21 protein-coding genes are annotated in these 22,910 nt (G+C 68.4%); 15 read left to right on the plus strand and 6 right to left on the minus strand.

The features are described from left to right. Positions 1–213: 213 nt before the first annotated feature. The gene (locus HZI36_RS07645) at positions 214–531 is read left to right on the plus strand and encodes a type 1 fimbrial protein (RefSeq protein ID WP_179402036.1); all 318 of its coding nucleotides are present in this window, start codon (positions 214–216) and stop codon (positions 529–531) included. Positions 532–568: 37 nt separating this feature from the next. On the opposite strand, the gene HZI36_RS07650 is transcribed toward HZI36_RS07645, so the two are convergent. From HZI36_RS07650 to HZI36_RS07660, 3 genes are all read right to left on the minus strand, one after another. Beyond that, on the minus strand, positions 569–1,441 hold the full coding sequence (locus HZI36_RS07650; protein ID WP_179402037.1) for a LysR substrate-binding domain-containing protein: 873 nt from the start codon (positions 1,439–1,441) through the stop codon (positions 569–571). A gap of 100 nt (positions 1,442–1,541) precedes the next feature. Next, complete coding sequence (bla, locus tag HZI36_RS07655) at positions 1,542–2,456, minus strand: class A beta-lactamase (protein ID WP_179402038.1); 915 nt, start codon at positions 2,454–2,456, stop codon at positions 1,542–1,544. 139 nt (positions 2,457–2,595) lie between these two features. Beyond that, the gene (locus tag HZI36_RS07660) at positions 2,596–3,435 is read right to left on the minus strand and encodes a peptidoglycan DD-metalloendopeptidase family protein (protein ID WP_179402039.1); all 840 of its coding nucleotides are present in this window, start codon (positions 3,433–3,435) and stop codon (positions 2,596–2,598) included. A 499-nt stretch (positions 3,436–3,934) separates the two neighbouring features. Here HZI36_RS07660 and HZI36_RS07665 point away from each other — a divergent pair, with 499 nt between their 5' ends. Then, the gene (locus HZI36_RS07665; RefSeq protein ID WP_179402040.1) at positions 3,935–4,630 is read left to right on the plus strand and encodes a serine O-acetyltransferase; all 696 of its coding nucleotides are present in this window, start codon (positions 3,935–3,937) and stop codon (positions 4,628–4,630) included. A 240-nt stretch (positions 4,631–4,870) separates the two neighbouring features. Here HZI36_RS07665 and HZI36_RS07670 read toward each other — a convergent pair whose 3' ends face one another. Together HZI36_RS07670 and HZI36_RS07675 are read right to left on the minus strand one after the other, a co-directional pair. Beyond that, positions 4,871–6,025, minus strand: coding sequence for a porin (locus HZI36_RS07670; protein WP_179402041.1), 1,155 nt, complete (start codon positions 6,023–6,025; stop codon positions 4,871–4,873). Between the two features lie 37 nt (positions 6,026–6,062). Then, on the minus strand, positions 6,063–6,218 hold the full coding sequence (locus HZI36_RS07675; protein ID WP_179402042.1) for a hypothetical protein: 156 nt from the start codon (positions 6,216–6,218) through the stop codon (positions 6,063–6,065). Positions 6,219–6,362: 144 nt separating this feature from the next. Between HZI36_RS07675 and HZI36_RS07680 the strand changes: the two genes are divergently transcribed. The 7 genes from HZI36_RS07680 to HZI36_RS07710 all read left to right on the plus strand — a co-directional run bounded on the left by HZI36_RS07680 (position 6,363) and on the right by HZI36_RS07710 (position 15,021). Then, entirely contained in the window at positions 6,363–7,457 is a 1,095-nt protein-coding gene (locus tag HZI36_RS07680; protein ID WP_179402043.1) for an OpgC domain-containing protein, read from the plus strand. Positions 7,458–7,528: 71 nt separating this feature from the next. Further along, the gene (locus HZI36_RS07685; protein ID WP_179402044.1) at positions 7,529–8,380 is read left to right on the plus strand and encodes an alpha/beta hydrolase; all 852 of its coding nucleotides are present in this window, start codon (positions 7,529–7,531) and stop codon (positions 8,378–8,380) included. Positions 8,381–8,646: 266 nt separating this feature from the next. Next, positions 8,647–9,501, plus strand: coding sequence for a helix-turn-helix domain-containing protein (locus HZI36_RS07690; protein ID WP_179402045.1), 855 nt, complete (start codon positions 8,647–8,649; stop codon positions 9,499–9,501). A gap of 66 nt (positions 9,502–9,567) precedes the next feature. Beyond that, positions 9,568–11,238, plus strand: coding sequence for an ATP-binding domain-containing protein (locus HZI36_RS07695; protein WP_179402046.1), 1,671 nt, complete (start codon positions 9,568–9,570; stop codon positions 11,236–11,238). A 225-nt stretch (positions 11,239–11,463) separates the two neighbouring features. Next, entirely contained in the window at positions 11,464–12,978 is a 1,515-nt protein-coding gene (locus tag HZI36_RS07700; protein ID WP_179402047.1) for an MDR family MFS transporter, read from the plus strand. A 46-nt stretch (positions 12,979–13,024) separates the two neighbouring features. Then, on the plus strand, positions 13,025–13,858 hold the full coding sequence (locus HZI36_RS07705) for a MerR family transcriptional regulator (protein ID WP_179402048.1): 834 nt from the start codon (positions 13,025–13,027) through the stop codon (positions 13,856–13,858). A 158-nt stretch (positions 13,859–14,016) separates the two neighbouring features. Next, on the plus strand, positions 14,017–15,021 hold the full coding sequence (locus HZI36_RS07710; RefSeq protein ID WP_179402049.1) for a sulfonate ABC transporter substrate-binding protein: 1,005 nt from the start codon (positions 14,017–14,019) through the stop codon (positions 15,019–15,021). Between the two features lie 105 nt (positions 15,022–15,126). Here HZI36_RS07710 and speB read toward each other — a convergent pair whose 3' ends face one another. After that, on the minus strand, positions 15,127–16,089 hold the full coding sequence (speB, locus tag HZI36_RS07715) for an agmatinase (protein WP_179402050.1): 963 nt from the start codon (positions 16,087–16,089) through the stop codon (positions 15,127–15,129). Positions 16,090–16,467: 378 nt separating this feature from the next. Here speB and HZI36_RS07720 point away from each other — a divergent pair, with 378 nt between their 5' ends. The 6 genes from HZI36_RS07720 (at position 16,468) to HZI36_RS07745 (ending at position 22,847) form a co-directional block, all read left to right on the plus strand. Then, a complete protein-coding gene (locus HZI36_RS07720) occupies positions 16,468–17,502 on the plus strand; it encodes a PDDEXK nuclease domain-containing protein (protein ID WP_179402051.1) in 1,035 nt (344 codons plus the stop codon). 37 nt (positions 17,503–17,539) lie between these two features. Continuing rightward, a complete protein-coding gene (locus tag HZI36_RS07725) occupies positions 17,540–18,220 on the plus strand; it encodes a lysoplasmalogenase (protein WP_179402205.1) in 681 nt (226 codons plus the stop codon). A 270-nt stretch (positions 18,221–18,490) separates the two neighbouring features. Continuing rightward, entirely contained in the window at positions 18,491–20,071 is a 1,581-nt protein-coding gene (locus tag HZI36_RS07730; protein WP_179402052.1) for a flavin-containing monooxygenase, read from the plus strand. Between the two features lie 22 nt (positions 20,072–20,093). Then, positions 20,094–21,017: an SDR family NAD(P)-dependent oxidoreductase gene (locus HZI36_RS07735; protein ID WP_179402053.1), complete on the plus strand. Its 924-nt coding sequence runs from the start codon at positions 20,094–20,096 to the stop codon at positions 21,015–21,017. Further along, positions 21,014–21,952 (plus strand): metal-dependent hydrolase, encoded by a 939-nt coding sequence (locus HZI36_RS07740; RefSeq protein ID WP_179402054.1) that lies wholly within the window; start codon positions 21,014–21,016, stop codon positions 21,950–21,952. The genes HZI36_RS07735 and HZI36_RS07740 overlap by 4 nt, the downstream gene beginning before the upstream one ends. Before the next feature lie 4 nt (positions 21,953–21,956). Continuing rightward, positions 21,957–22,847, plus strand: coding sequence for an alpha/beta fold hydrolase (locus HZI36_RS07745; RefSeq protein ID WP_179402055.1), 891 nt, complete (start codon positions 21,957–21,959; stop codon positions 22,845–22,847). Positions 22,848–22,910: the final 63 nt, after the last annotated feature.

Here is a 22,910-nt window from a genome sequence, read left to right on the forward strand (position 1 = left end):
GCGCGCAAAAACGGTATAACGCGGCTGGCCGGCAATACGATGACGCAAAAAAGCCCGGTGATTACCCCGACTTGCCGTTTCGTTCGGATCCCTTATATTTAATCGGAAGAAAGCCGAATAACCGATTTCATTCGATTTTTTATTGAACAAAATTCGGTGAACGGAACGGCATTCGAGTGCCCTGCCGCGATTCCTTTTCTTGTGGAGCCCGCCATGAAGCACCGTTCGATCGCCGCATCGCTCACGCTGGCCGCGTGCCTGCTTGCGTCGCCGTCCTTTGCAGCCGGCCCGTCCGGCATCATTCACTTCAGCGGGACGATCGTCGAACCGCCGTGCGAATTCGACGTCGGGCCGGCAAACCTTCAGCCGGCGTGCCCGCGGCCGGCCTCGGGCAACGTCGCGTTCGTCGATGCGGCCACGCAGCAACCGATCCGAACCGTCGCGTTCACGCAAGCGTCCGCATCGATCGATTTGCCGAATCGGCCGCCCGGTCGTCATGCGCCGATGATCGCGGTCATCACATATAAATAAATCGCCGCATTATCGGCGCGGTGACGCACGCGGCCATTCAATCGCGATGGCATTCGATCCAGTCGCTGAATGCGCGGATTTTCCGCTGATTGCCGATGATTTCCGGATAGACGAAGAAATAACGCGCACCGGTGTCGAGCACGATGTCGAACGGCCGCTCGAGACGCCGCGCGCCGACGTCGTCGTCGACGAGCGTCACGTCGCCGATCGCGACGCCGAAGCCCTGCATCGCCGCATTCGTCGCGAGATCGAGCGTGTCGAAGCTCGGCCCGCGATCCGGATCCACGTCGCCCGCGCCCGCGTGCGCGAGCCACGCGCGCCAGTCGCGATGATCACGCGTCGGGTGCAGCAGCGTATGCCGCGCGAGATCGTCGACCGCGTCGAGCCGGTTCGTCTGCCGCAGCTCGGGCGCGCACACGGGCGTCAGCCGCTCGTCGAACAGCGGCAGCGCGCACACGCCCGCGCCAGGCGACGTGCCGTAGACGATCGCCGCGTCGAACGGCTCGTTCGAGAAATCGACGTCGTGCTGCCAGGCGGTCGTGATCTGCACGTGCAGCTCCGGATGCTCGCCCTGGAAGCGCATGATCCGCGGCAGCATCCAGCGCATCACGCAGGTCGGCACCTTCAGCGCGAGATCGGTGCGCTGGCGCGTGAGCTTCATCGAGATGTCCTCGATCCGCGCGAAGCTCTCGTTGACGACCGGCAGCAACTGCTCGCCCTCGGGCGTCAGCGTCAGCCCCTTCGCATGCCGTTTGAACAGCGGGAAGCCGAAGTGGGCCTCGAGCGTCTGGATCTGCCGGCTCACCGCGCCCTGCGTGATGCAGAGCTGGTCGGCCGCGCGCGTGAAGCTGCGGTGGCGCGCCACGGTGGCGAAAATCTGCAGCGCGTGCAGCGGAGGAAGTCGGCGCATGGCTCCACGGAATCGGCGGATGAACGGCGGCGCGCCGCCGGCCGGCGCGCACTGACCGTCACGATAAGCGAAACGCGCGCGTTGCGCGAGAGGCCGCGCGTCAGCCGGTGAACCCCGCGGCGACGATCCGCGCCGCCGACGCGACGACATCGTCGTGCGGCGCCGCGTCGGCGGCCGGCTGCGTGAAGTAGATCGCGAGCACGAGCGGCGCACGCGACGGCGGCCAGACGACCGCGATGTCGTTCGTCGTTCCGTAGCCGCCCGCGCCATACACGTGTGCGACACGCCAGTCCGACGGCAGCCCCGCGCGAATTCCGGCCATGCCGCCAGCCACGCCACCCGCCGCGCCGCCGGCATTGCCGAGCATCCACGCCTGCAGTTGCGCGCGCTGCGCGTCAGGCAGCGTGTTGCCGAGCAGCAGCCGGCGCAGCGTATCGGCCGTCGCAACGGGTGTCCCGGTGTCGCGCAGGTCGCCGGGGCGCGCGGTATTGAGCTCGGGCTCCCAGCGGTCGAGCCGGAACGTCGTGTCGCCGATCGAATGCGCGAACTCGGTGACGACCGCCGGGCCGCCGAGCAGATCCATCACCATGTTCGCGGCCGACTGGTCGCCGGCCTGCAACGCGGCCTCGCAGAGCTGCGCGACGGTCAGGCCGGTATCCGCGTGGCTGTTGGTGACCGGCGAATCGGGCACGAGATCGTAGCGGCGATACAGCACGCGCCGTGGCAGCAGCGTCGGGTCGAGCGCGGCACGCGTGAGCAGCGCGGCGACCGCGACGACCGTGAACGTGCCGCAAAGCGGAAAGTGCTCGCGCGAGCGGTACGCGAGCCGCGCGCCGTTCGACGTATCGAGCGCGGCGACGCCGAGGCGGCCGTGCGCGGATTGTTCCAGCGCCTGGAGCTGAAGCGCCACGGCCCGCGCGCGATCGTGCGCGACGCCGGTGGGCGCACACGCGGCGACGAACGGCCCGGCGACGGCGGCGAGCAGCAGCGAGCGGCGCAGCGACGAATGATCCATGAATGACGTTCGGAGAGAGAGAGGGACGTGCATCGCGCGAAGCGGCGGCACAGCCGCGCGCGGATGCGTGCCGACAGCGTAGCAGCGCCGGCGCGCGCTCGCTACTGGATCGCGCGCGGTGCGGTGCGCCGCGCGCGGGTCAGCCGTTCGTCGACGGAAGGTACGGCAGCGGATTCACGGGCTTGCCGTCGCGCCGCACCTCGAACGACAGTGCCACGCGCGCGTTGTCGAGGTCGCCCATTTCCGCGATCGCCTGACCCTGATGGACGATGTCGCCGGTCTTCACGAGCAGCTTGCGGTTGTGCGCGTACGCGGTCAGGAAATCCGCGTTGTGCTGGACGATGATCAGGCTGCCGTAGTCGTTGAGGCCGACGCCCGCGTACATCACGCGGCCGTCGGCGGCCGCGCGCACCGGATCGCCCGCGTGACCGGCGATCTGGATGCCGCGGTTGGCGCCGGGCTTGAACGCTTCGATCACGTTGCCGCGCGCGGGCCAGACGAGCGACACGCGGCTCGCGTGACGCTTCGTCTCGCTGACGACTTGCTGGTCGCTGAATTCAGGCCGGGCCGATTCGGCAGTTGCGCCGCTCGCGGCCGACGGCGTCGGAATGGAGGCCGAGGCCGTCGCGGCAGTGTTCGCGCCGGCCACCGACGATTTCGTGACGATCCGCAGCACCTGGCCGATACGCAGCCGGCCGCGCGAGCCGAGGTCGTTCCAGGTCCGCAGGTCGTCGGTGCTGCAGCCGTTGGCCGACGCGATCGCCGTCAGCGTGTCGCCGCGGCGGACCACATAGCGCCGCGTGACCTGGACGAGTGCCGGCTGGGACGCGGCGGCCGGCGCGGAGGACGCATTCGCGGTCATGTCGCTGGGCGGCGCTGGCGGCGCGCTCGTGCAGCCGGCCAGAGCCAGGGCCAGGACCACGGCGGCGGCCGCGACCGGCAGCCATGCCGCTTTGCGGGCAATCTCGCGCTTTTCCATGCTCGACCTGACTCCGGGTTGACAATCTGACAAGCATCTCAAAAACCGGACGGTCGACATGTAACCGGATGCAAGGATTCTTAACAATCCTTCAATGCGAAAACAAGGGAGGGAACACTTCGGTTAACAGGAGTCTGAATATAAAAATTACCCAAGCCACGGAGCGGTCGCGGGCGATCTCGCCAGAGGATGCAGCGGAACGCTTTCACGCATATTTTGAGCGAAGATACGCGAAATTAAGCACACAATCGCCCAATCAACGCGTGCAAATAAACCACCCTCACCCACCCGCGGCCAATCCGAACGGCCTGACTCGGCCCTCATGCGTCGCCCATACGCTCGGCACCGGAACGGCGCGCGGAAAGCCCTCGCCAACCATGCCGCAGCGTTGTCCGCGCCGCCTCCGGCGCTGTACCGTTATCGGCCCGTGCAGGGCCGCCTCAAACGCATCGCCGTCATGCGCCGCGCCCTGACGACATTGACCGTATCGAGGCACGAGGTGCAAGAAACCGAAATCATCGCGATCCAGTTGCGATCCGCGCTCCGGGCATGCTGTCCGCCGTCGTTCGCGAACGCGCTCGCGGACAGCCCGCTGTTCGTCGAAATCGTCTCCGCCGCCCGCGACGATGCACGCGCGCGCTTCGAAAAAGATCCGGCCGCGCACCGCGACGTGTCGGCGATCCTGCAACGCGACCCGTCGTTCAACGCCGTCCTCCAATACCGCCTCGCGCACGCGATGGCCAACGATGCCGAGCCGTCGTCGGCCATCGGCTGCTATGCCGATCTGATCTCGAGTCGCAGCAAGCTGCTGTCCGGCGCCGACATCCATCCGCGCGCCCGGATCGGCCGACGCTTCGTGCTCGGTCACGGCGCCGGTACGACGATCGGCGAAACGACGGTCATCGGCGACGACTGCCATCTGCTCGGCGGCGTGACGCTCGGCGCGGCGGCCATCACGTGGAATCGATCCGCCAGGCGCCACCCGATACTGGGCGACCGGGTTCAGATCGGCGCATTCGCGCGCCTTCTCGGTGACATCCGGATCGGTGACGGCGTGCTCATCGGACCGCGCTGCGTGATCACGCAGGACGTTCCGTCCGACAGCGCCGTGATCGTTCGGCCATCGGGGCGGATGACGCGCGCGCCCGACGAGCGCCCTTGCGCGCTGCTTGCGCTCACGACGCGCGCGCGATGAAATCGCCCGTGGCCATCGGCCGCGGACGGCTTGACCTGAAAGACGATCCGACCCCGGCGAGCATCGCCGTTTCGGGTCGTGGGGTGGACTCGACCGTTAGTTGCGTACTGAGATCCGGCAACAAGCCCACCCGTCGCGCCACTTCCCGACAAAACAAAGCCGGCCCGAAAGCCGGCTGTCTCGGTATCCGGGCAGCCCCGCCGCGCGGCGCGTCACGCACCGCGGGCCGGCCCGGCGCACTCAGAACTGGTGACGAATCGCCGCGCGCACCGCGAACTGGTTCGACGACGCCGACGGCCCGTCGGTGCCGATCAGGTAGCCGCCGTCGAGCGCGGTGCCGGTCCGGTCGCCCGCGACCTTCTGCCACGCGCCCTGCAGATACACGTCGGTCCGCTTCGACAGGCTGTAGTCGGCCATCAGGCCGACCGTGTGATATTTCGGCTTGATCGAGCCGGCCGGCGCGTCGAACTTGCCGTTCGTGAACACGTACTGCGCGCCGACGAAGAAATCGGGCGTGAGCTGATACTTGCCGTTGACCTCGACGTTCTGGAACTTCATCGCGGTAAAGCCGAGGCCCGAGAACGTCGCGGCCGGCAGGTAGACGGTCGACACCGGATCCTTCAGGTCGGTCTTCGTGTAGACGAGGCCGACCGTCGCCGGCCCGAACGTGTAATTGACCCCGCCGCCGAAAATCCGCACCCGGTCGGCCGTGAAGTTCGCGTCGTCGGCCGCGATCGCGCCCGCCGAGCCGTTGCCCGCGCCGTTCGCCTGCAGGTACGCGGCCGCGACCTGCAGCCCGCCCAGCGTGTACTGCGCGCCGACGCTGTACTGGCGGTTGTTCGCGAACTGCGGGCTGTTGCTGAAGCTGTAGGTGCCGCCGAGCGCCAGCCCGTTCCAGTCCGGACTCGCGTACTTGACGGTGTTGTTCACGCGGAACGTGTTGTCCGTGTTGTCGTTGTCGAACGGATGCGACAGCAGCGTGCCGCCCCAGTTGCCGTTCGCGGTCAGCGGCGCGAGATAGTCGACGAGCGAGTCGTACTGGCGGCCGAACGTCAGCGTGCCGAACTGCGACTGCGAAAGGCCGACGAACGCCTGACGGCCGAACATCCGGCCGCCCTCGCCGAGCTGGCCGTTGCTCGCGTCGAAGCCGCTTTCGAGCGTGAAGATCGCCTTCAGCCCGCCGCCGAGATCCTCCGCCCCGCGCAGCCCCCATCGGCTGCCTTGCGCGAAGCCGCTCGCGAGCGCGTAGTCGGTCTTGCCCTGACCGTTCACGCTGACGTTGTTCGTATAGTTGACCCCCTCGTCGATCAGGCCGTACAGCGTCACGCTGTTCTCCGCCATCACCGGCGCGGCGAAAGCCAGCAGCGCGGCGGCGGACATCATGTGTTTTTTCATTATCGGGTCTCCGGAAGCAGGATCGCGCGCGTATCCATCAGACGCGCCGCGTGACGGACAAAATGGTGTCACGGCGGCAACCAAACGTCCATTCGCCCGGCAGCCCTTCGCCGGCCGCGTTGTGTAATGCCAACTCGCGCGCGGGCACGATCCGCAGGCCGGCCTTGCCGGTCGGGCGCGGCGCCGATGCCATCGGCATAAACCCGGTGCGTTGCACTTCAGTGGCACAATGCACGCCTTCTTTTCATTTTCCCGACAACGCCATCTCCATGCGTCACCGCATTTCCCGCGTCGCGCGCCGTTGCCGCGCGCGCGGCCCCTGCCCGGAGGCCGGCCGATGACCGCCGCGCGTCCCGTCCGCTATGCGGAGCTCGACTTCTTCCGCGGGCTCGTGCTGCTCGTGATCGTCGTCGACCACATCGGCGGCAGCATCCTGTCGCGCGTAACGCTGCACGCGTACGCGCTGTGCGACGCGGCCGAGGTGTTCGTGTTCCTCGGCGGCTTCGCGACCGCGATCGCCTACAACTCGCTCGCCGAGCGGCACACCGAGGCCGCCGCGCGGCAGCGCTTCGTGCGCCGCGCGCTCGAGATCTATCGCGCGTTCGTCGTGACGGCCGGGCTGATGCTGCTGATCACCGCGGTGCTGAGCGCGTATGCGATCGACGCGCCGAACATGCCGACCGACGATCTCGACGGCCTGGTCCACGCGCCGCTCGCGTCGCTGCGCGACATCCTGCTGCTGCGACGCCAGCCGTATCTCGCGTCGGTGCTGCCGATGTACGCGTTCTTCGCGCTGCTCGTTCCGCTCGCGCTGCCGCTCGCGCGCAGCCGGCCGTGGCTGCTGTTCGTGCCGAGCGCGCTGCTGTGGGCCGCCGCGCCGCCCGTCGCGCGCTACTTGCCGACCGTCGACGGCACGCCGTGGGACTTCAATCCGTTCGCGTGGCAGTTCCTGTTCGCGCTCGGGGCGATCGTGCGCTGCCAGCCGGTCTACCCAACGCTCGCGCGCAAGCCGCACGGCCGGCTCGTGACCATCGCGGCAGTCGCGATCGTCGCGGCGGGCGCGTACTACCGGCTGCGGATCGAGCCGTTTCCGACCGATCCGTCGATCAAGCAGAATCTCGGCGCCGGACGGCTCGTGAATTTCGTCGCGATCGCGTGGCTGATGGCGCGGCTCGTCCATCTCGGCTGGATGAAGAAAGTCGCGCACGCGCTGCCGTGGATCGGCACGATCGGGCGGCAAGGGCTGCTCTGCTTCGTCGCGGGCACCGGCATCTCGCTCGCGGTCGATTCGCTGCTCTACGAAGCGACCGACGGCTATTTCGACGTGCCGCTCGGCCTCGCCGGCGACGCCGCCGCGATCGGGCTGCTCTATCTGGTCGCGAAACTGGTCGGGCCGCTGATGCGGCGGCGGCCGTTGCGCGCGCGACGCTAGCGGCCGACGGACGCACGCCGGCCCGCCGCGCGATCTGCCAGAATACGCGACACCCTTCCGCTTTCGTCCTCATGCGCCGACTCCTCCTCCTGCTCGCCGCCGCGCTGACCCTCGGCCTCGTTGCGTCCGCGCATGCGAACGTCGACGACGACGGCAGCGTCCTGACCCGCACGTTCCGCTCGGCGGCGCTGCAGCGCGACTGGTCGTACACGGTGTATCTGCCGCCGCGCTACAACGCGGAAGGCGCACGCTATCCGGTGCTGTATCTGCTGCACGGCAATGCGGGCAACGCGAACGACTGGATCACGCAGGGGCATCTGCAGACCACCGCCGACGCGCTGATCGAGCGGCACGAGATTCCGCCCGTCGTGATCGTGATGCCGCAAGGCGGCACCGACTGGTACGTCGACCGCAAGGAGCGGATGCAGAGCGCATTCCTGAACGATCTGCTGCCGGACGTCGAGGCGCACTTCGCGGTGTCGAACCAGCGCGCGGGCCGCGCGATCGGCGGCGTGTCGATGGGCGGCTTCGGCGCGCTGCGTTTCGCGCTGCTCGAGCCCGGACTGTTCTGCAGTGCGATGCTGCTGAGCCCCGCGATCTACTCGAACGAGCCGCCGCTCAATTCGGCCGCGCGCTACGTCGGCGTGTTCGGCGACCGGCAGTTCGATCCGCGCGTGTGGCACGCGCTCAACTATCCGGCGCTGTGGCACGGCTACTTCGCGCGCACCTGGCGCGTGCCGATGTTCATCGCGGCCGGCGACGACGACCTGACGATCCAGGCCGAAGCGAGCGCTCTCTACACGCAACTGCGCCGCGCGCAGAATCCGGCCGAGTTGCGCATCGTCGACGGCGGACATACGTGGGACGTGTGGCGCGGCCTCATCGGCCCCGCGCTCAAGTACACGCTCGACTGCGTGAAGTAGAAACCGAGCAAATCCTCTAACGTTTCCCGGATACACATGCCCGTCATTTAGCCTCGGTTCGGCATGCGTTTCGCGTGCTACAAAGAGATACAACTTTCCGGCAACCGCGTATTTCCACTACGCAGGCGAGCCTGCCGTTTTGCGGTAAAGTGAATCTTTCTGCGTGGCCAGTCGGCTCGCCCCCCTGGACGCTCCCACGGAGCCTCCGTATCGTGTCGCCGCGACGCGGCGTTCTGATCGTCACTCGACCCGATCCGCTCCCTTTGATGACCAATGAAGCAATAACCACGGATGCCCTCGCGGTCGCCGAACGCGTTCGCGAACTGATGAGCCGCAACGGCATCGGCAAGCGCCAGCAGACGACCGAGCTCTGCCGCATCCTCGACCTCAGCTTTTCCCAGGGGCATCGCAAGCTGCGCGGCAGCAGTCCGTGGACCCTCGCGCAAATCAAGAAGGTGGCCGAAGCATTCGGCGAGCCGGCCGCGCAGCTGTTCGGCGCGCAGACGCTCGACCCGGGCATGGTCGGCGCCTACGCGCAGGACGCGGTACTGTACGCGGGCGTTGCCGAGATCCCGTGCACCGCGTGGATCGGCGCGCCGCTCGAGACGGGCTCGCGCCCCGAGTTCGTCGCCTACCAGCAGCAGGGCCACTGGCGCGTGCTGCGCCACGCCGGCGTGCTGTACCAGAACGCGTTCGACGTGCACAAGATCGAGATCTACCCGCGCCGCGCGGAAAGCGACAAGCTGCTCGTCGCGGTCGTCGATCCCGATCGCGTCAGCACGACCGAGCTGTGCCGCTATCTCGACCGGCAGGGTTTCTCGACCGCGGCGTTCGACGGCCTCACGCCGTTCGTCGATGCGCTGCAGAACCAGGCGTTCGACGCGGTCGTCACCGAGTGGCTGTTCGACGACGCGACGGCCGCGACCGCGATCAAGGCCGTGCGCACGTCGGACAATCCCGCCGCGCCGATCTTCGTGCTGACCGGCGACCTGCTGACCGGCCGCGCGAGCGAAACCGACATCAGCGACGTGATCCGCTCGTTCGACGTCGTCTGCTACGAAAAGCCCGCGCGGATGGCGATCCTCAGCGCCGATCTCGCGAAACGGCTCGCGCGTCACTAGCGCACGGACCGCGCACGCACGCGTGCGTACAATAGCCGGACCTTTCAACGCGAAGGCGCCGACGACATGGCCCGCATCATTCCCGACGACTGGAAGCATCTCGCCGCGACCGGCGCGGCCGAGCGCGAGCGCGAAACGCTCGCGCTGCTCGAGCACGCGCTGCCGGACGCGTATACCGTCTACCACGGCGTGCACTGGACGCGCGCCGAGCACGGCTTCTCGGTGTTCGGCGAGGCCGATTTCGTCGTCGTGAGCCCGTCCGGGCGCGTGCTGCTGATCGAGCAGAAGGCGGGCTTCCTGCGCGAGACGCCGAAGGGGCTCGTGAAGGTCTATCTGCAGACCGAGCGCAACGTGTCGATCCAGCTCGCCCGCACGCAGGAAAATCTGCACCGCCGCCTGACCGTCGCGTTCGGCGCGGGCACGTACGGCGTCGACGCGCTGCTGTACTGCCCCGACTACACGATCCGCCAGACGTCGATCGCGGGCGTCGCGCCCGAACGGATCGTCGACGCGACGCGCAAGGCCCAGCTCGCCACGGTAATCGCGCAGTTGCTGCCCGCCGACGAGCCCCGCTTCGCGAACGCCGCGAAAATCCACCATTTCCTCGCGGACGAGCTCGCGCTGACGCCCGACACGAGCGCGCTCGTCGGCCAGGCCGGCACGCTCGTCACGCGGCTGTCGGGCGGGCTCGCCGCGTGGGCGCGGCAGCTCGACTTCGCGCCGTTCCGGCTGCGCGTGATCGGCACCGCGGGCTCCGGCAAGACGCAGCTCGCGGTGCAGGTGATGCGCGACGCGGTCGCGGCCGGCCGCCGCGTGCTGTACGTGTGCTTCAACCGGCCGCTCGCCGACTACATCGCGCGCGTCGCGCCGCCGGGCGCGAAGATCGCGAACTATCACCAGCTGTGCGACTGGGTCGCGCGCGACGGCGGCTACGCGCCCGACTTCCAGGCGAGCGACGCGTTCGCGAAGCTCGAGGCGCGCTTCGCGGATACGCCGGTGCCCGAGCGCTGGCGGTTCGACGTGCTGATCGTCGACGAAGGGCAGGATTTCCATCCACCGTGGGCCGCCGCGCTCGAACGGCTGCTGGCCGCCGACGCCGCGTGGTGGTGGCTCGAGGATCCTTTGCAGAACCTCTACATGCGCGAGCCGGTCGTGCTGCCGGGCTGGGTCGCGCTGAAGGCGCTGACGAACTACCGAAGCCCGCGCGATCTGCTCGACTACGTGCGCGACGTCGTCGGGCGCGTCGAGCCGCTCGCGGCCGAGCTGCGCTCGGGCAGCCCGTTCGACGGCTCGGACATCGCGGTGTCCGCGTACGGCGAGCCCGGCGCGCCGGCCGCCGCGTGCATCGACGCGTGCATCGACACGACCAAGCGCGCGATCACGCAGGCGCTCGCGCTCGGCTTCCGCAAGCAGGACATCGCGGTGCTGTCGTATCGCGGGCGAGAAAGCTCGGCGCTCGCGTCGCTCGACCAGCTCGGGCCGCACCGGATCAAGCGTTTCACCGGCAAATACGATCTGTTCGGGAATCCAGAGTATCGCGAAGGCGACGTGCTGCTCGACTCGATCTACCGGTTCAAGGGCCAGTCGGCGCCGTGCGTGATCCTGACCGAGATCGATTTCGATACGCTCGACGCGCGCGCCGCACGCAAGCTGTTCGTCGGCGCGACGCGCGCGACGATGAAGCTGATGCTCGTCGCGTCGCAGCGCGCGGCGACGCAACTGATGCCCCCCCAATAGTTCCGCCCCCGGTTCCGCCCCCGGTTCCGCCCCCGGTTCCGCCCCCGGTTCCGCCCCCAAAATTTGATGCGTGCGGCCTGTCCGGCCGCGCAGCCATGGTCATGGCCGCACCGGTCAGAACCGGTCACGTCTGTTACATCTCTCTGCCCGGGCACAAATTGACGTGTCAACCATTTGGCGATACATTTCCGGCAACGCCTCTTGCACTCGCCGTCAGACCTCGCCATGCGAACCGACACCGCCCTGCCCGCCCCGGCCGCCGACGCGGCCCATCCGAACGCGTCCGTCCGCCTGACGGTCGCCGCGCTGCTGCTCGTGATGCTGCTGTCCGCGCTCGATCAGACGATCGTGTCCACCGCGCTGCCGACGATCGTCGGCGAGCTCGGCGGGCTCGATCAGCTGTCGTGGGTCGTGACCGCGTACCTGCTGTCGTCGACCGTCGTGCTGCCGCTGTACGGCAAGCTCGGCGATCTGTACGGCCGCAAGATCGTGCTGCAGGCCGCGATCGTGCTGTTCCTGCTGGGCTCCGCGTTCTGCGGCGTCGCTCAGAACATGACGCAGCTGATCGTGCTGCGCGCGCTGCAGGGCTTCGGCGGCGGCGGCCTGATGGTCATCACGATGGCCGCGATCGGCGACCTGATCCCGCCCGACCAGCGCGGCCGCTACCAGGGGATGTTCGGCGGCGTCTACGGGCTCGCGACCGTGATCGGGCCGCTGCTCGGCGGCTTTCTCGTCGAGCATCTGTCTTGGCGCTGGATCTTCTACATCAACCTGCCGCTCGGCATCGCCGCGCTCGGGGTGATCGGCGTCGCGTTCCGCCCGCACACCACGCACGTGAAGCACCGGATCGACTATCTCGGCGCCGTGTTCCTCGCGCTCGCGCTCACCTGCCTCGTGCTGTTCACGAGCGAGGGCGGCACGCTGCTGCCGTGGTCGTCCGCGCAGCTGTGGCTGACGCTCGTGCTCGGCGTCGTCGCGGTCGGCGGCTTCATCTACGAGGAGCGCCTCGCCGCCGAACCGCTGATGCCGCTGCACCTGTTCCGCCACCGGACCTTCGTGCTGTTCAGCCTGATCGGCTTCGTCGTCGGCATCGCGCTGTTCGGCTCGGTCACGTTCATTCCGCTGTATCTGCAGGTCGTCAAGGGCTCGACGCCATCCGAGGCCGGCACGCAGCTGCTGCCGATGATGGCCGGGATGATCGCGACGTCGATCGCGAGCGGGCGGCTGATCACGCGGATCGGCAAGTACCGGATGTTCCCGATCGCCGGCACCGCGATCGGCGGCGTCGCGATGGCGCTGCTGTCGACGCTGTCGCTCGACACGCCGCTCGAGCGAATCTACCTGTACATGGCGCTGCTCGGCTGCGGCCTCGGGATGGTGATGCCGGTGATCACGCTCGCGGTGCAGAACACGGTCGAGTTCCGGCACATGGGCGTCGCGACGTCGGGCACGACGCTGTTCCGCTCGATCGGCGGCTCGATCGGCGTCGCGACGTTCGGCGCGCTGTTCTCGAACGGCCTGCAATCGCGGCTCGCGAGCACGCTGCCGCCCGACGCCGAGTTGCCGCCCGCGCTCGGGCCGGCCGCCGTGCATCAGTTGCCGGACGCGATCCGCCATGCGTACCTCGAAGCGTTCGCGGGCTCGCTGCACGTCGTCTATCTGATCGCGGCGATCGTGATCGCGATCGCGTTCGTGATCGCATGGCGCGTCGAGGACGTGCCGCTGCGCAAGCGCGGGTGACGGCGCGGCCATCCCCGCGCGGTGCGGCTCGCGCTAGAATGGCCGCATGCCCAAACCGACTCCCACCCCACCCGACGACGCCGCCCCGGACGCGGCCCGCAACGAGTACACGGTCGACGAACTCGCGCGCGTGACGGACACGACCGTGCGCAACGTCCGCGCGTACCAGGATCGCGGCCTGCTCGCGCCGCCCGAGAAACGCGGCCGCGTCGGCATCTACGACGATACGCACGTCGCCCGCCTGAAGCTGGTCAACCATCTGCTCGCGCGCGGCTACACGCTGTCGAACATCCAGGATCTGATCATGGCGATCGACGAAGGCCACGACCTTCGCTCGATCCTCGGCCTCGAGAACGCGATCGGCGGCCCCTGGTCGCACGAACTGCCGAAAACCTACTCGCTCGCGACGCTCGTGCAGATGTTCGGGCCGGTTTCGCCCACGGCGATCACGCGCGTGACCGATCTCGGACTGCTCGAGCGACACGGGCTGTCGTTCGTCGCGAAGAATCCGGCGCTGCTCGAAGCGGCGGCCGCGATGGTCAAGGAAGGGATTCCGGTGCGCGAGCTGCTCGACGTGTTCGGCCTCGCGCGGCCGCATTTCGACGCGATCGCGCGCCTGCTCGTCGGTCTCGTCGTGAAGCGGCTCGACCGTTACGACGAGGGCTCGCTGCCGCCGCCGACCGACGTGCCCGCGCTCGTCGACGCGATCTGGCGGCTGCGCCCGCTCGCGGCCGTGTTCGTCGAAGGCGAGACGAACCGCGCGCTCGAGAACGCGGCAAGCGCATACCTCGGCGGCCGCGTCGCGACGATCCTCGACCGCAAGCTCAGCGATCAGGCCGCGCGCCAGCCGTCGCCGGACGACGAAACGGGCAAAGCTTAGGGCCTGTTCGCACGGGTAACGGGCTTGCGCCGGGCCGGCGCATCTCATATCCATAGCGGAAATGCTTCGTTGGAGGGCGCCGGAGCCCGTGCGACGATGCTTCGACCCGGACGGCCTTCGCGCCGCCCTTCGAAGAACGCCGCATGGAGAGTGCCCGAATGCCCCGCATCACCCGCCGCATCACCCGCCGCATCACCCGCCGCATCACCCAAACCGCCGCCGCGGCGCTCGTCGCGCTGTCGACCGCTTCCGCTTTCGCGCAAAGCGCGCCCGACAGGATCGTGCGCATCGGCTACCAGAAGGCCGGGCTGCTCGCGATCATCAAGGCGCAGCACACGCTCGAGACGCGGCTGAAGCCGCTCGGCTACGACGTCCGCTGGTTCGAGTTCCCGGCCGGGCCGCAGCTGCTCGAGGCACTGAACGCGAACAGCATCGACCTCGGCTACACCGGCGCGCCGCCGGCGGTGTTCGCGCAGGCGGGCGGCGTGCGCTTCGTGTACGTCGCCGCGGAGCCGGGCGCGCCGCACGGCGAGGCGATCCTCGTACGCGCCGATTCGCCGCTGCGCAACGTCGCCGATCTGCGCGGCAAGAAGGTCGCACTGCAGCGCGGCTCGAGCGCGAACTATCTGCTGCTGACGGCGCTGCGGAAGGCCGGCGTGCGTTACGACGAGATCCGTCCGGTCTACCTGCCGCCCGCGGACGCGCGCGCCGCGTTCGAAAGCGGCAACGTCGACGCGTGGGTGATCTGGGATCCGTACTACGCGGCCGCGCAGGATTCGCTGAAGGCGCGCACGCTCGCCGACTACACGGGGCTGTCGAACACGTACAGCTTCTACGAGGCGACGCGCGATTTCGCGCAAAAGCATCCGGAGATCGTCGCCGCAGTGCTGCAGCAGACGCGCGAAACCGGCCAGTGGGTGAATCGCCATCCGGCCGAGACCGCCGCGCTGATCGCGCCGGTGGTCGGGCTCCGTCAGCCGCTCGTCGACACGTGGGTCAGGCGCGCGCCGTACGACACGACGCCGGTCGACGACAGGATCGTCGCGTCCCAGCAAGGTGTCGCCGATGCGTTCTACGGCGCGAAGCTGATCCCGCAGAAGCTGACGGTCGCCGACAACGTGTGGCACGACAAGCGCGCTCAGACCGCACTGGCGGCGAAGTAACGCGCACCGCGCCCGGAACGGCGCGCTTCAACAGGAACGCCCGCGCAAAACGCCCACGCACAAACGCGCGGGCGTTCCACTTCAACGACGGCCGGCCGGCGCGTTTCAGCGCGCCGCCACCTTCTTCTGCCGCCACAGGCACAGCAGATCGCACGCGACGTGCGCGGCCGCGATCGCGGTGATGTCCGCGTGATCGTACGCGGGCGCGACCTCGACGACGTCCGCGCCGACGAGATTCACCGCGCCGAGCGCGCGCACGATCGCGAGCGCCTGCGCGGACGACAGCCCGCCCGCGACCGGCGTGCCGGTGCCGGGCGCGAACGCCGGATCGAGGCAGTCGATGTCGAACGTCAGATACGCCGGCCGCTCGCCGACGATCCCGACGATCCGCTCGACCGCCGCGCGCGGCCCGTGCTCGTGCACCCACGCGGCGTCGAGCACGTTGATCCCGAGGAAATCGTCGTTCCACGTGCGGATGCCGACCTGCACCGACGTCGCCGGATCGATCAGCCCTTCCTTCACCGCCTTGTAGAACATCGTCCCGTGATTGAGGCTGTCGGGCGCGTCGTCGGCCCAGGTGTCGCAGTGCGCGTCGAAGTGGATCAGCGACAGCGGCTTGCCGTAGCGCTCCGCGTGCGCGACCAGCAGCGGATACGTGATGTAGTGGTCGCCACCGAGCGTCAGCATCTTCGCGCCCGAGCGCAGGATCGTCCGCGCGTGCTCGACGATCGCCGGCTTGATCGTCAGCGGATTGTGCGCGTCGAACCAGCAGTCGCCGTAGTCGACGGCCGCGAGATCGTCGAACGGATTGAAGCCCCACGGATACGGATGCAGCTCCGACAACTGCACGCTCGCCGCGCGGATCGCCGCCGGGCCGAGCCGCGCGCCGGAGCGATACGTCGTCGAGAGATCGAGCGGCACGCCCGAAATCGCGACGTCGACGCCGTCGAGGTCGCGGCTGTATTTGCGCCGCATGAACGACAGCACGCCCGCGTAGGTGTTTTCGATCGACGAACCGTAGGGGGACTCGCGACGGATCGCGCCGTCGCCATAGATAAGTTCGGACATGACGAACCTGTTTTTCGAGAAGCCGGCCGCGTCCGAGGGTCGAGGGTTGGGGACGCAGCCGACACGGATTCATTGGGAACGCGCGGCGCTGCCGGTGCGGCGGCCGTCGCGCTGGCTTGCGAATCCTGTAGCGCAGCCGGGCGGGAAAAGGCATCCCGCGGCGGATGATAGCAAGGCGGGGCACGCCGCGCGAGCGCTAACCGGGGCGTTCGGCGGGCACCCCACGGGGGCACTTGATCGCGCATTGCGCGGCAATTTTCTCCGCGGTGCGGAGAAAATTGGCCAAACGACCAACATGGTTCCGTCACCACCACGTTTCCGGTAACGTGACCGCTTCGCCCATCCGCATCCGGCCCAAGCCCCGGCTGCCGCCGACACATGACTGAATTGGTTCCCACCGCCCTGCTCGACGACGTTCGACACCTGATCGACAGCGCTCGCACCCGCGCGGCCGTGGCCGTCAATGCGGAGCTCACGCTGCTGTACTGGCAGGTCGGCTGTCGTATCCGCGACGACGTGCTGGGCGGCGCGCGGGCCGAATACGGACATGAAGTCGTTGCGGCACTGGCCAGACGGCTCACGGCCGAGTATGGCCGAGGCTGGAGCGAACAACAGTTGAGGCACTGCGTGCGCGCGGCGGAGGTTTTCGCTGACGAAACGATTCTCTCCGCATTGCGGAGAGAATTGAGCTGGACCCATCTGAAGGCGCTGATCTACATCGACGATTCGCTCAAACGCGATTTCTACATCGAAATGTGCCGACTCGAGCGCTGGTCGTCCCGCCAATTGCAGGAGCGCATTCAGTCGATGCTGTTCGAGCGCAGCGCGCTGTCGCACAAGCCGGACGACGTGATCCGGCGCGACCTCGCGCAGTTGCGGGAAGCACAGCGGCTGACGCCCGACGTCGTCCTGAAAGATCCATACGTGCTCGACTTCCTCGGCTTGAACGACCGCTATCTCGAACGGGATCTCGAAGACGCGATCCTCCGTGAAATGGAGCAATTTCTGCTCGAACTCGGCGCCGGCTTCACTTTCGTCGCGCGCCAGAAGCGACTGTCGATCGACGACGACGATTTCTATCTCGACCTGCTGTTCTACAACCGCAAGCTCAGGCGACTCGTTGCGATCGAACTGAAGCTCGGCGCATTCAAAGCCGAATACAAGAGCCAGATGGAACTCTATCTGCGCTGGCTCGCGAAGCACGAACAGGAGCCGGACGAGCAGCCGCCGATCGGCATCATCCTGTGCGCCGGCAAGAAGCAGGAGCAAATCGAATTGCTCGAACTCGGCAAGAGCGGCATCCACGTCGCGGAATACCTGACGGTGTTGCCGCCGCGCGAAGCGCTCGAAGCCAAGCTGCATCAATCGATCGAGCTCGCGCGGTCCAGACTGCGAGACGATCGCGACCGGTAACGGTCACGCCCCACGCTCCAGGAGACGCCCCGCCGTGATCGTCACACGTCCCGCCACGCTTCCCGCCGCCTACCGCCGCCTGTGGCCGCTCGCCGTCGCGGCCGCGATCCTTTACGGGCTGTCGCTGCCGGCCGCGCCCTATCCGGGCCAGGCCGCCGCGAAAGCCGCGATGGGCGTGCTGCTGCTCGGCGCCGGCTTCACGTGCGCCGCGCCGCGCGTGCGCACGTGGCTGTGCGCGGCGCTCGCGGCCGCGGTGCTCGGCGACGTGCTGCTCGCGCTGCCCGGCTGGCCGCCGTCATTCATCGGCGGGCTCGGCGCGTTCCTGCTCACGCATCTCGGCTACTGCGCGGTGTTCACGCGCTGGCGCGCGCGTCCGCACGGCTGGCGGCTCGCCGCGCTGCTCGCGCTGTGGGTCGTCGCGCCGGCGTTCTACGCGGCGTTCCTCCCGCATCTGGGCCCGCTCGCGGCGCCCGTCGCCGTCTACATGCTCGTGCTGTGCGCGATGGCGACCCTCGCGCTCTGCGCACGCACGCGCGGCCCGTGGATCGCGCTCGGCAGCCTGGTCTTCGTCGCGTCCGACACGCTGATCGGCATCGGCCGCTTTCTCGACGCGTTCGCGGGCATCGACTATCTGATCTGGTTCCTTTATGCGCTCGCGCAGGTGACGATCGTCGCCGGGGTTTTCCATGAGACGACCCCGCAACTGATCCGACCCTGATCGCTTACGCCGCAGGCGGCCGGTCCTGACGCCGCCGGGCGGCCGTTCGCCGGCGGCCCGCCCTGTTCCCGCCGAACCCGCTCCCGACAAGCGTTTCCGCCTGCGGAACCGCGCGTCCGGTCTATCGCTTCGCCGTTCCCCCACGCGTTTCCCGCCGGTTTTCCCCCGCTTAGAGTCCACTGTCTACCCTCTTGCGGTTTCGAGGTTCACCCACTATCTTTACATCATTCAATGTAACATTTAAAAATGAGCCATAGCGGAGACGCCCGGATGAACGCTCGCACCCTGCCCCTCGACCCGTTCGGTCAGCACGGCATCGACGAATCGATCGACATCGCCATCATCGGCACCGGCTTCGCCGGGCTCGGGATGGCCATTCGCCTGAAGCAGTCCGGCGTGACCGACTTCGTCGTGCTCGAGAAGGCGGCGTCGGTCGGCGGCACGTGGCGCGACAACCACTATCCCGGGTGCGCATGCGACGTGCAATCGCACGTCTACTCGTTCTCGTTCGCGCCGAACCCGCGCTGGACGCGCATGTTCGCGCGCCAGCCGGAAATCCGCGCGTATCTGGAAAACTGCGTGCAGCGCTTCGGGATCGGCCCGCACCTGCGCTTCGGCCACGCACTCGCGAATGCGACCTACGACGAAGCCGCGCACCGGTGGCGCCTCACGTTCGCGAACGGCAAGCGGCTGTCCGCGCGCGTGCTGATCGCGGGGATGGGCGGGCTGTCGCGCGCGGCGCTGCCGGCGATCCCGGGCGTCGACACGTTCGAGGGCGCCGCGTTCCACTCGCAGCAGTGGGATCACGCTTACGACCTCGACGGCAAGCGCGTCGCGGTGATCGGCACCGGCGCGAGCGCGATCCAGTTCGTCCCGCAGATCGCGCCGCGCGTGAAGCATCTCGCGCTGTTCCAGCGCACGCCGCCGTGGATCATGCCGAAGCCGGACCGCGCGCTGACGAAGCTCGAACGCTGGATGTTCCGCGCGCTGCCGTTCACGCAGAAGGTCGTGCGCAGCGGCCTGTACTGGATGCTCGAATCGCGCGTGCTCGGCTTCGCCGTGCATCCGTCGCTGATGAAGAACGTGCAGAAGCTCGCGCTGCGCCACATCCGCCGGCAGATTCCCGATCCGGCGCTGCGCGAGGCCGTCACGCCGGACTATACGATCGGCTGCAAGCGGATCCTGATCTCGAACGACTACTACCCGGCGCTGTCGCGCCAGAACGTCGACGTGGTCACGACCGGCATCGCGCGGATCGAGCCGAACGCGGTGGTGACGACCGACGGCCGGCGTCACGAGGTCGACTGCCTGATCTACGGCACCGGCTTCCAGGTCGCGGACCCGTATCCGCGCGGCGCGATCGTCGGCCGCGGCGGGCTCGACATCGTCGATGCGTGGCGCGACGGCGCGCACGCGTATCTCGGCACGTCGCTGCCCGGCTATCCGAACTTCTTCATGATCGTCGGCCCGAACACCGGCCTCGGCCACAACTCGATGGTGTTCATGATCGAGTCGCAGGTCGAATACATTCTCGGCGCGCTGAAGTCGATGCGCCGCGAGCGCGCCGACGCGATCGAAGTGCGCCCGCTCGTCGAGGCGCGCTACAACGACCGGATCCAGTCGCAACTCACCCGCGCGATCTGGTCGACGGGCGGCTGCAAGAGCTGGTACCTCGACCCGCGAAGCGGCAAGAACACGACGCTCTGGCCGGGCTTCACCTGGCGCTTCCGGCAGGCGAGCGCGCACTTCTCGATGGCCGACTACCACGCGTACCAGGCGCCGCGTCACGAAACCGCCGTGCGGCCAGCCACCACACAGAACGCGTCGGCCGCATCGGCCGAAGCGGCCTGACACAACAACGGAGACAGCCAGCATGAAAGATTTCGCCAACAAGGTCGCCGCGATCACCGGCGCGGGCTCGGGCATGGGGCGCTCGCTCGCGCTGCAGCTCGCGCAGGCGCGCTGCCACCTCGCGCTCGCCGACAGGAACGCCGTCGGCCTCGCGGAGACGGAGCGGATCGTCCGCGCGCTCGCGCCGGACGTGCGCGTGACGACGCGCGTGCTCGACGTCGGCGACCGCGACGCGATGTTCGCGTGGGCCGACGACACCGCGAACGCGCACGGCAAGATCAACCTGATCTTCAACAACGCGGGCGTCGCGCTGTCGAGCACGATCGACGGGATGGAATACAGCGATCTCGAGTGGATCGTGAACATCAACTTCTGGGGCGTCGTGCACGGCACGAAGGCGTTCCTGCCGCATCTGAAGGCGGCGGGCGACGGCCACGTCGTCAATACGTCGAGCATCTTCGGGATCTTCGCTCAGCCGGGCATGAGCGGCTACAACGCGACGAAGTTCGCGGTGCGCGGCTTCACCGAGTCGCTGCGCCAGGAGCTCGACATGACGCACTGCGGCGTGTCCGCGACCTGCGTGCATCCGGGCGGCATCCGCACGAACATCGCGCAGTCGAGCCGCATCTCGAAGAACATGGTCGGCTTCATGCTCGAAAGCGAGCAGCAAGGCAAGGACGACTTCGAGAAGTTCTTCATCACGACGGCCGACGACGCCGCGCGCACGATCCTCACCGGCGTGCGCAAGAACAAGCGCCGCGTGCTGATCGGCCGCGACGCGCGCGCCGCCGACTGGATGGCGCGCATCCTGCCCGCCGCATACCAGGCGCTCGTCGTGCTCGCGACGCGCCACGAAGCCCGCAAGGCCCGCCGCCGCGCCGCGCGCGAGCCGGCCGCCGCCCCCGTCACGTACAACAACACAGGCAAACAGGGAGAACCGTCATGATGCCGATTCGTCGCGACATTCGTTTCGCGCTGCCGCCGGACCGCGCGTGCGACTGGCACGTGAAGGGCGTGCCGGTCACGCACTTCATGAACGCGCTGTCGCTGCTGTTCCCCGCCGGCGAGCGTTTCTTCATGGATTCGGTCCGCCATTACCGCGACCGGATCACCGATCCGGATCTGAAGAAGCAGGTGATGGGCTTCATCGGCCAGGAAGCGATGCACACGCGCGAGCACGTCGAGTACAACGACCTGCTGCAGGCCGCGGGCCTGCCCGCGCACAAGCTCGACAAGCGCCTGTGGGCGATCCTGAACGTCCAGCGCAAGATCCTGCCGCCGTCGATTCAGCTCGCGATCACGATCGCGCTCGAGCACTACACCGCGATGCTCGCCGACACGCTGCTGTCCGACACGGGCCAGCGGATCGACGGCTCGGTCGACGGCTACACGCAGATGTGGCTGTGGCACGCGCTCGAGGAAACCGAGCACAAGTCGGTGTCGTACGACGTGTGGAACGCGGTGATCAAGCCGGGCCCGAAGCGCTACCTGATGCGCACCGGCACGATGCTGCTGACGACGCTGCTGTTCTGGCTGATCGTGTTCGATTACCACGTGCGGCTGATGTTCGCGCATCGCCGCCGGCACGGCCGCTGGAAGTTCGGCGGGATGTGGAATCTCGTGAAGTTCCTGTACAGCCCGCGCGACGGCGTGTTCCCGAACATCGCGAAGGAATGGCTCAGCTTTTTCCGGCCGGGCTTCCATCCGTGGGATCACGACAACCGCGCGGTGCTGGGCCGGATCGACGGGCTGCTCGCGAAGATCGACGCGACGAACGTGCGCTACGCCGCGCAGGCCGCGCCGCGCCGGGTGCCGCTGCATCCGGCCGCGAGTCCGGCCGCGAATCCCCCCGCCCATCCCGCCGCGCATTCCACCACCTGAAGCGATGCTGACCGTCAGATCCGGCGACGTGAACCTCGCCGTCTACGTGAGCGGCCCGCGCCGCGCGCCGCCGGTGATCCTCGTGCACGGCTACCCGGATTCGGCGGCGGTGTGGGAGCCGATCCGCGCGCGCCTCGCGAAGCGCTACCGCGTGATCGCGTACGACGTGCGCGGCGCCGGCGCGTCCGACGCGCCGCGCCGCCGCGCGGACTACTCGCTCGCACGGCTCGCCGACGACCTGAAGGCGGTTGCCGACGCGACCTGCGCCGACCGCCCGTTTCACCTCGTCGGCCACGACTGGGGGTCGATCCAGTGCTGGGAAGTCGCGACCGACCCGACGTTCCGCCAGCGGCTCGCGTCGTATACGTCGATTTCGGGCCCGTGCCTCGACCACGTGTTCCGGGCGAAGCCGCGGCTCGGGCAGAGCCTGAAGTCGTGGTACATCGCGTTCTTCCATCTGCCGCTCGTGCCGTCGCTGGCGTGGCGGCTCGGCGGCGCCGCGCTGTGGCCGCGCTGGCTGCGGCTGACCGAGCGGATTCGCGCGAAGCGCGACCCCACGCAGCTGCGCAACGCGCTGAACGGGCTGAACCTCTACCGCGCGAACTTCATCGCGCGCGCGCGGCACCCGCGCGGCCGCTACGCGCAAACGCCGGTGCAGATCCTCGTGCCGATGCGCGACCGTTACGTGACGCCTGAGCTGTCGCTCGACCTCGACCGCTGGCTCGGCGACTACGTGCGCGAGGAAATCGACGGCGGACACTGGGTCGTGCTCCGCGATCCCGACCTGATCGCGTCGCGAATCGACCGTTTCGCCGCCGCGCACGACGGGCGGGCGCTCGCGCTGGCGCGGCCGACCGCCGCCACGCGTGTTCCTGCCGACGCCGCACGCGCGTGACCGCCCGTTTCGGGCGTCGAAACGCAAATCCCGGCTATCAACCGCCCGCTATGCCGTAGCGGC

The sequence above is a fragment of the Burkholderia guangdongensis genome, from assembly GCF_013403875.1.
Classification (GTDB): domain Bacteria; phylum Pseudomonadota; class Gammaproteobacteria; order Burkholderiales; family Burkholderiaceae; genus Burkholderia; species Burkholderia guangdongensis.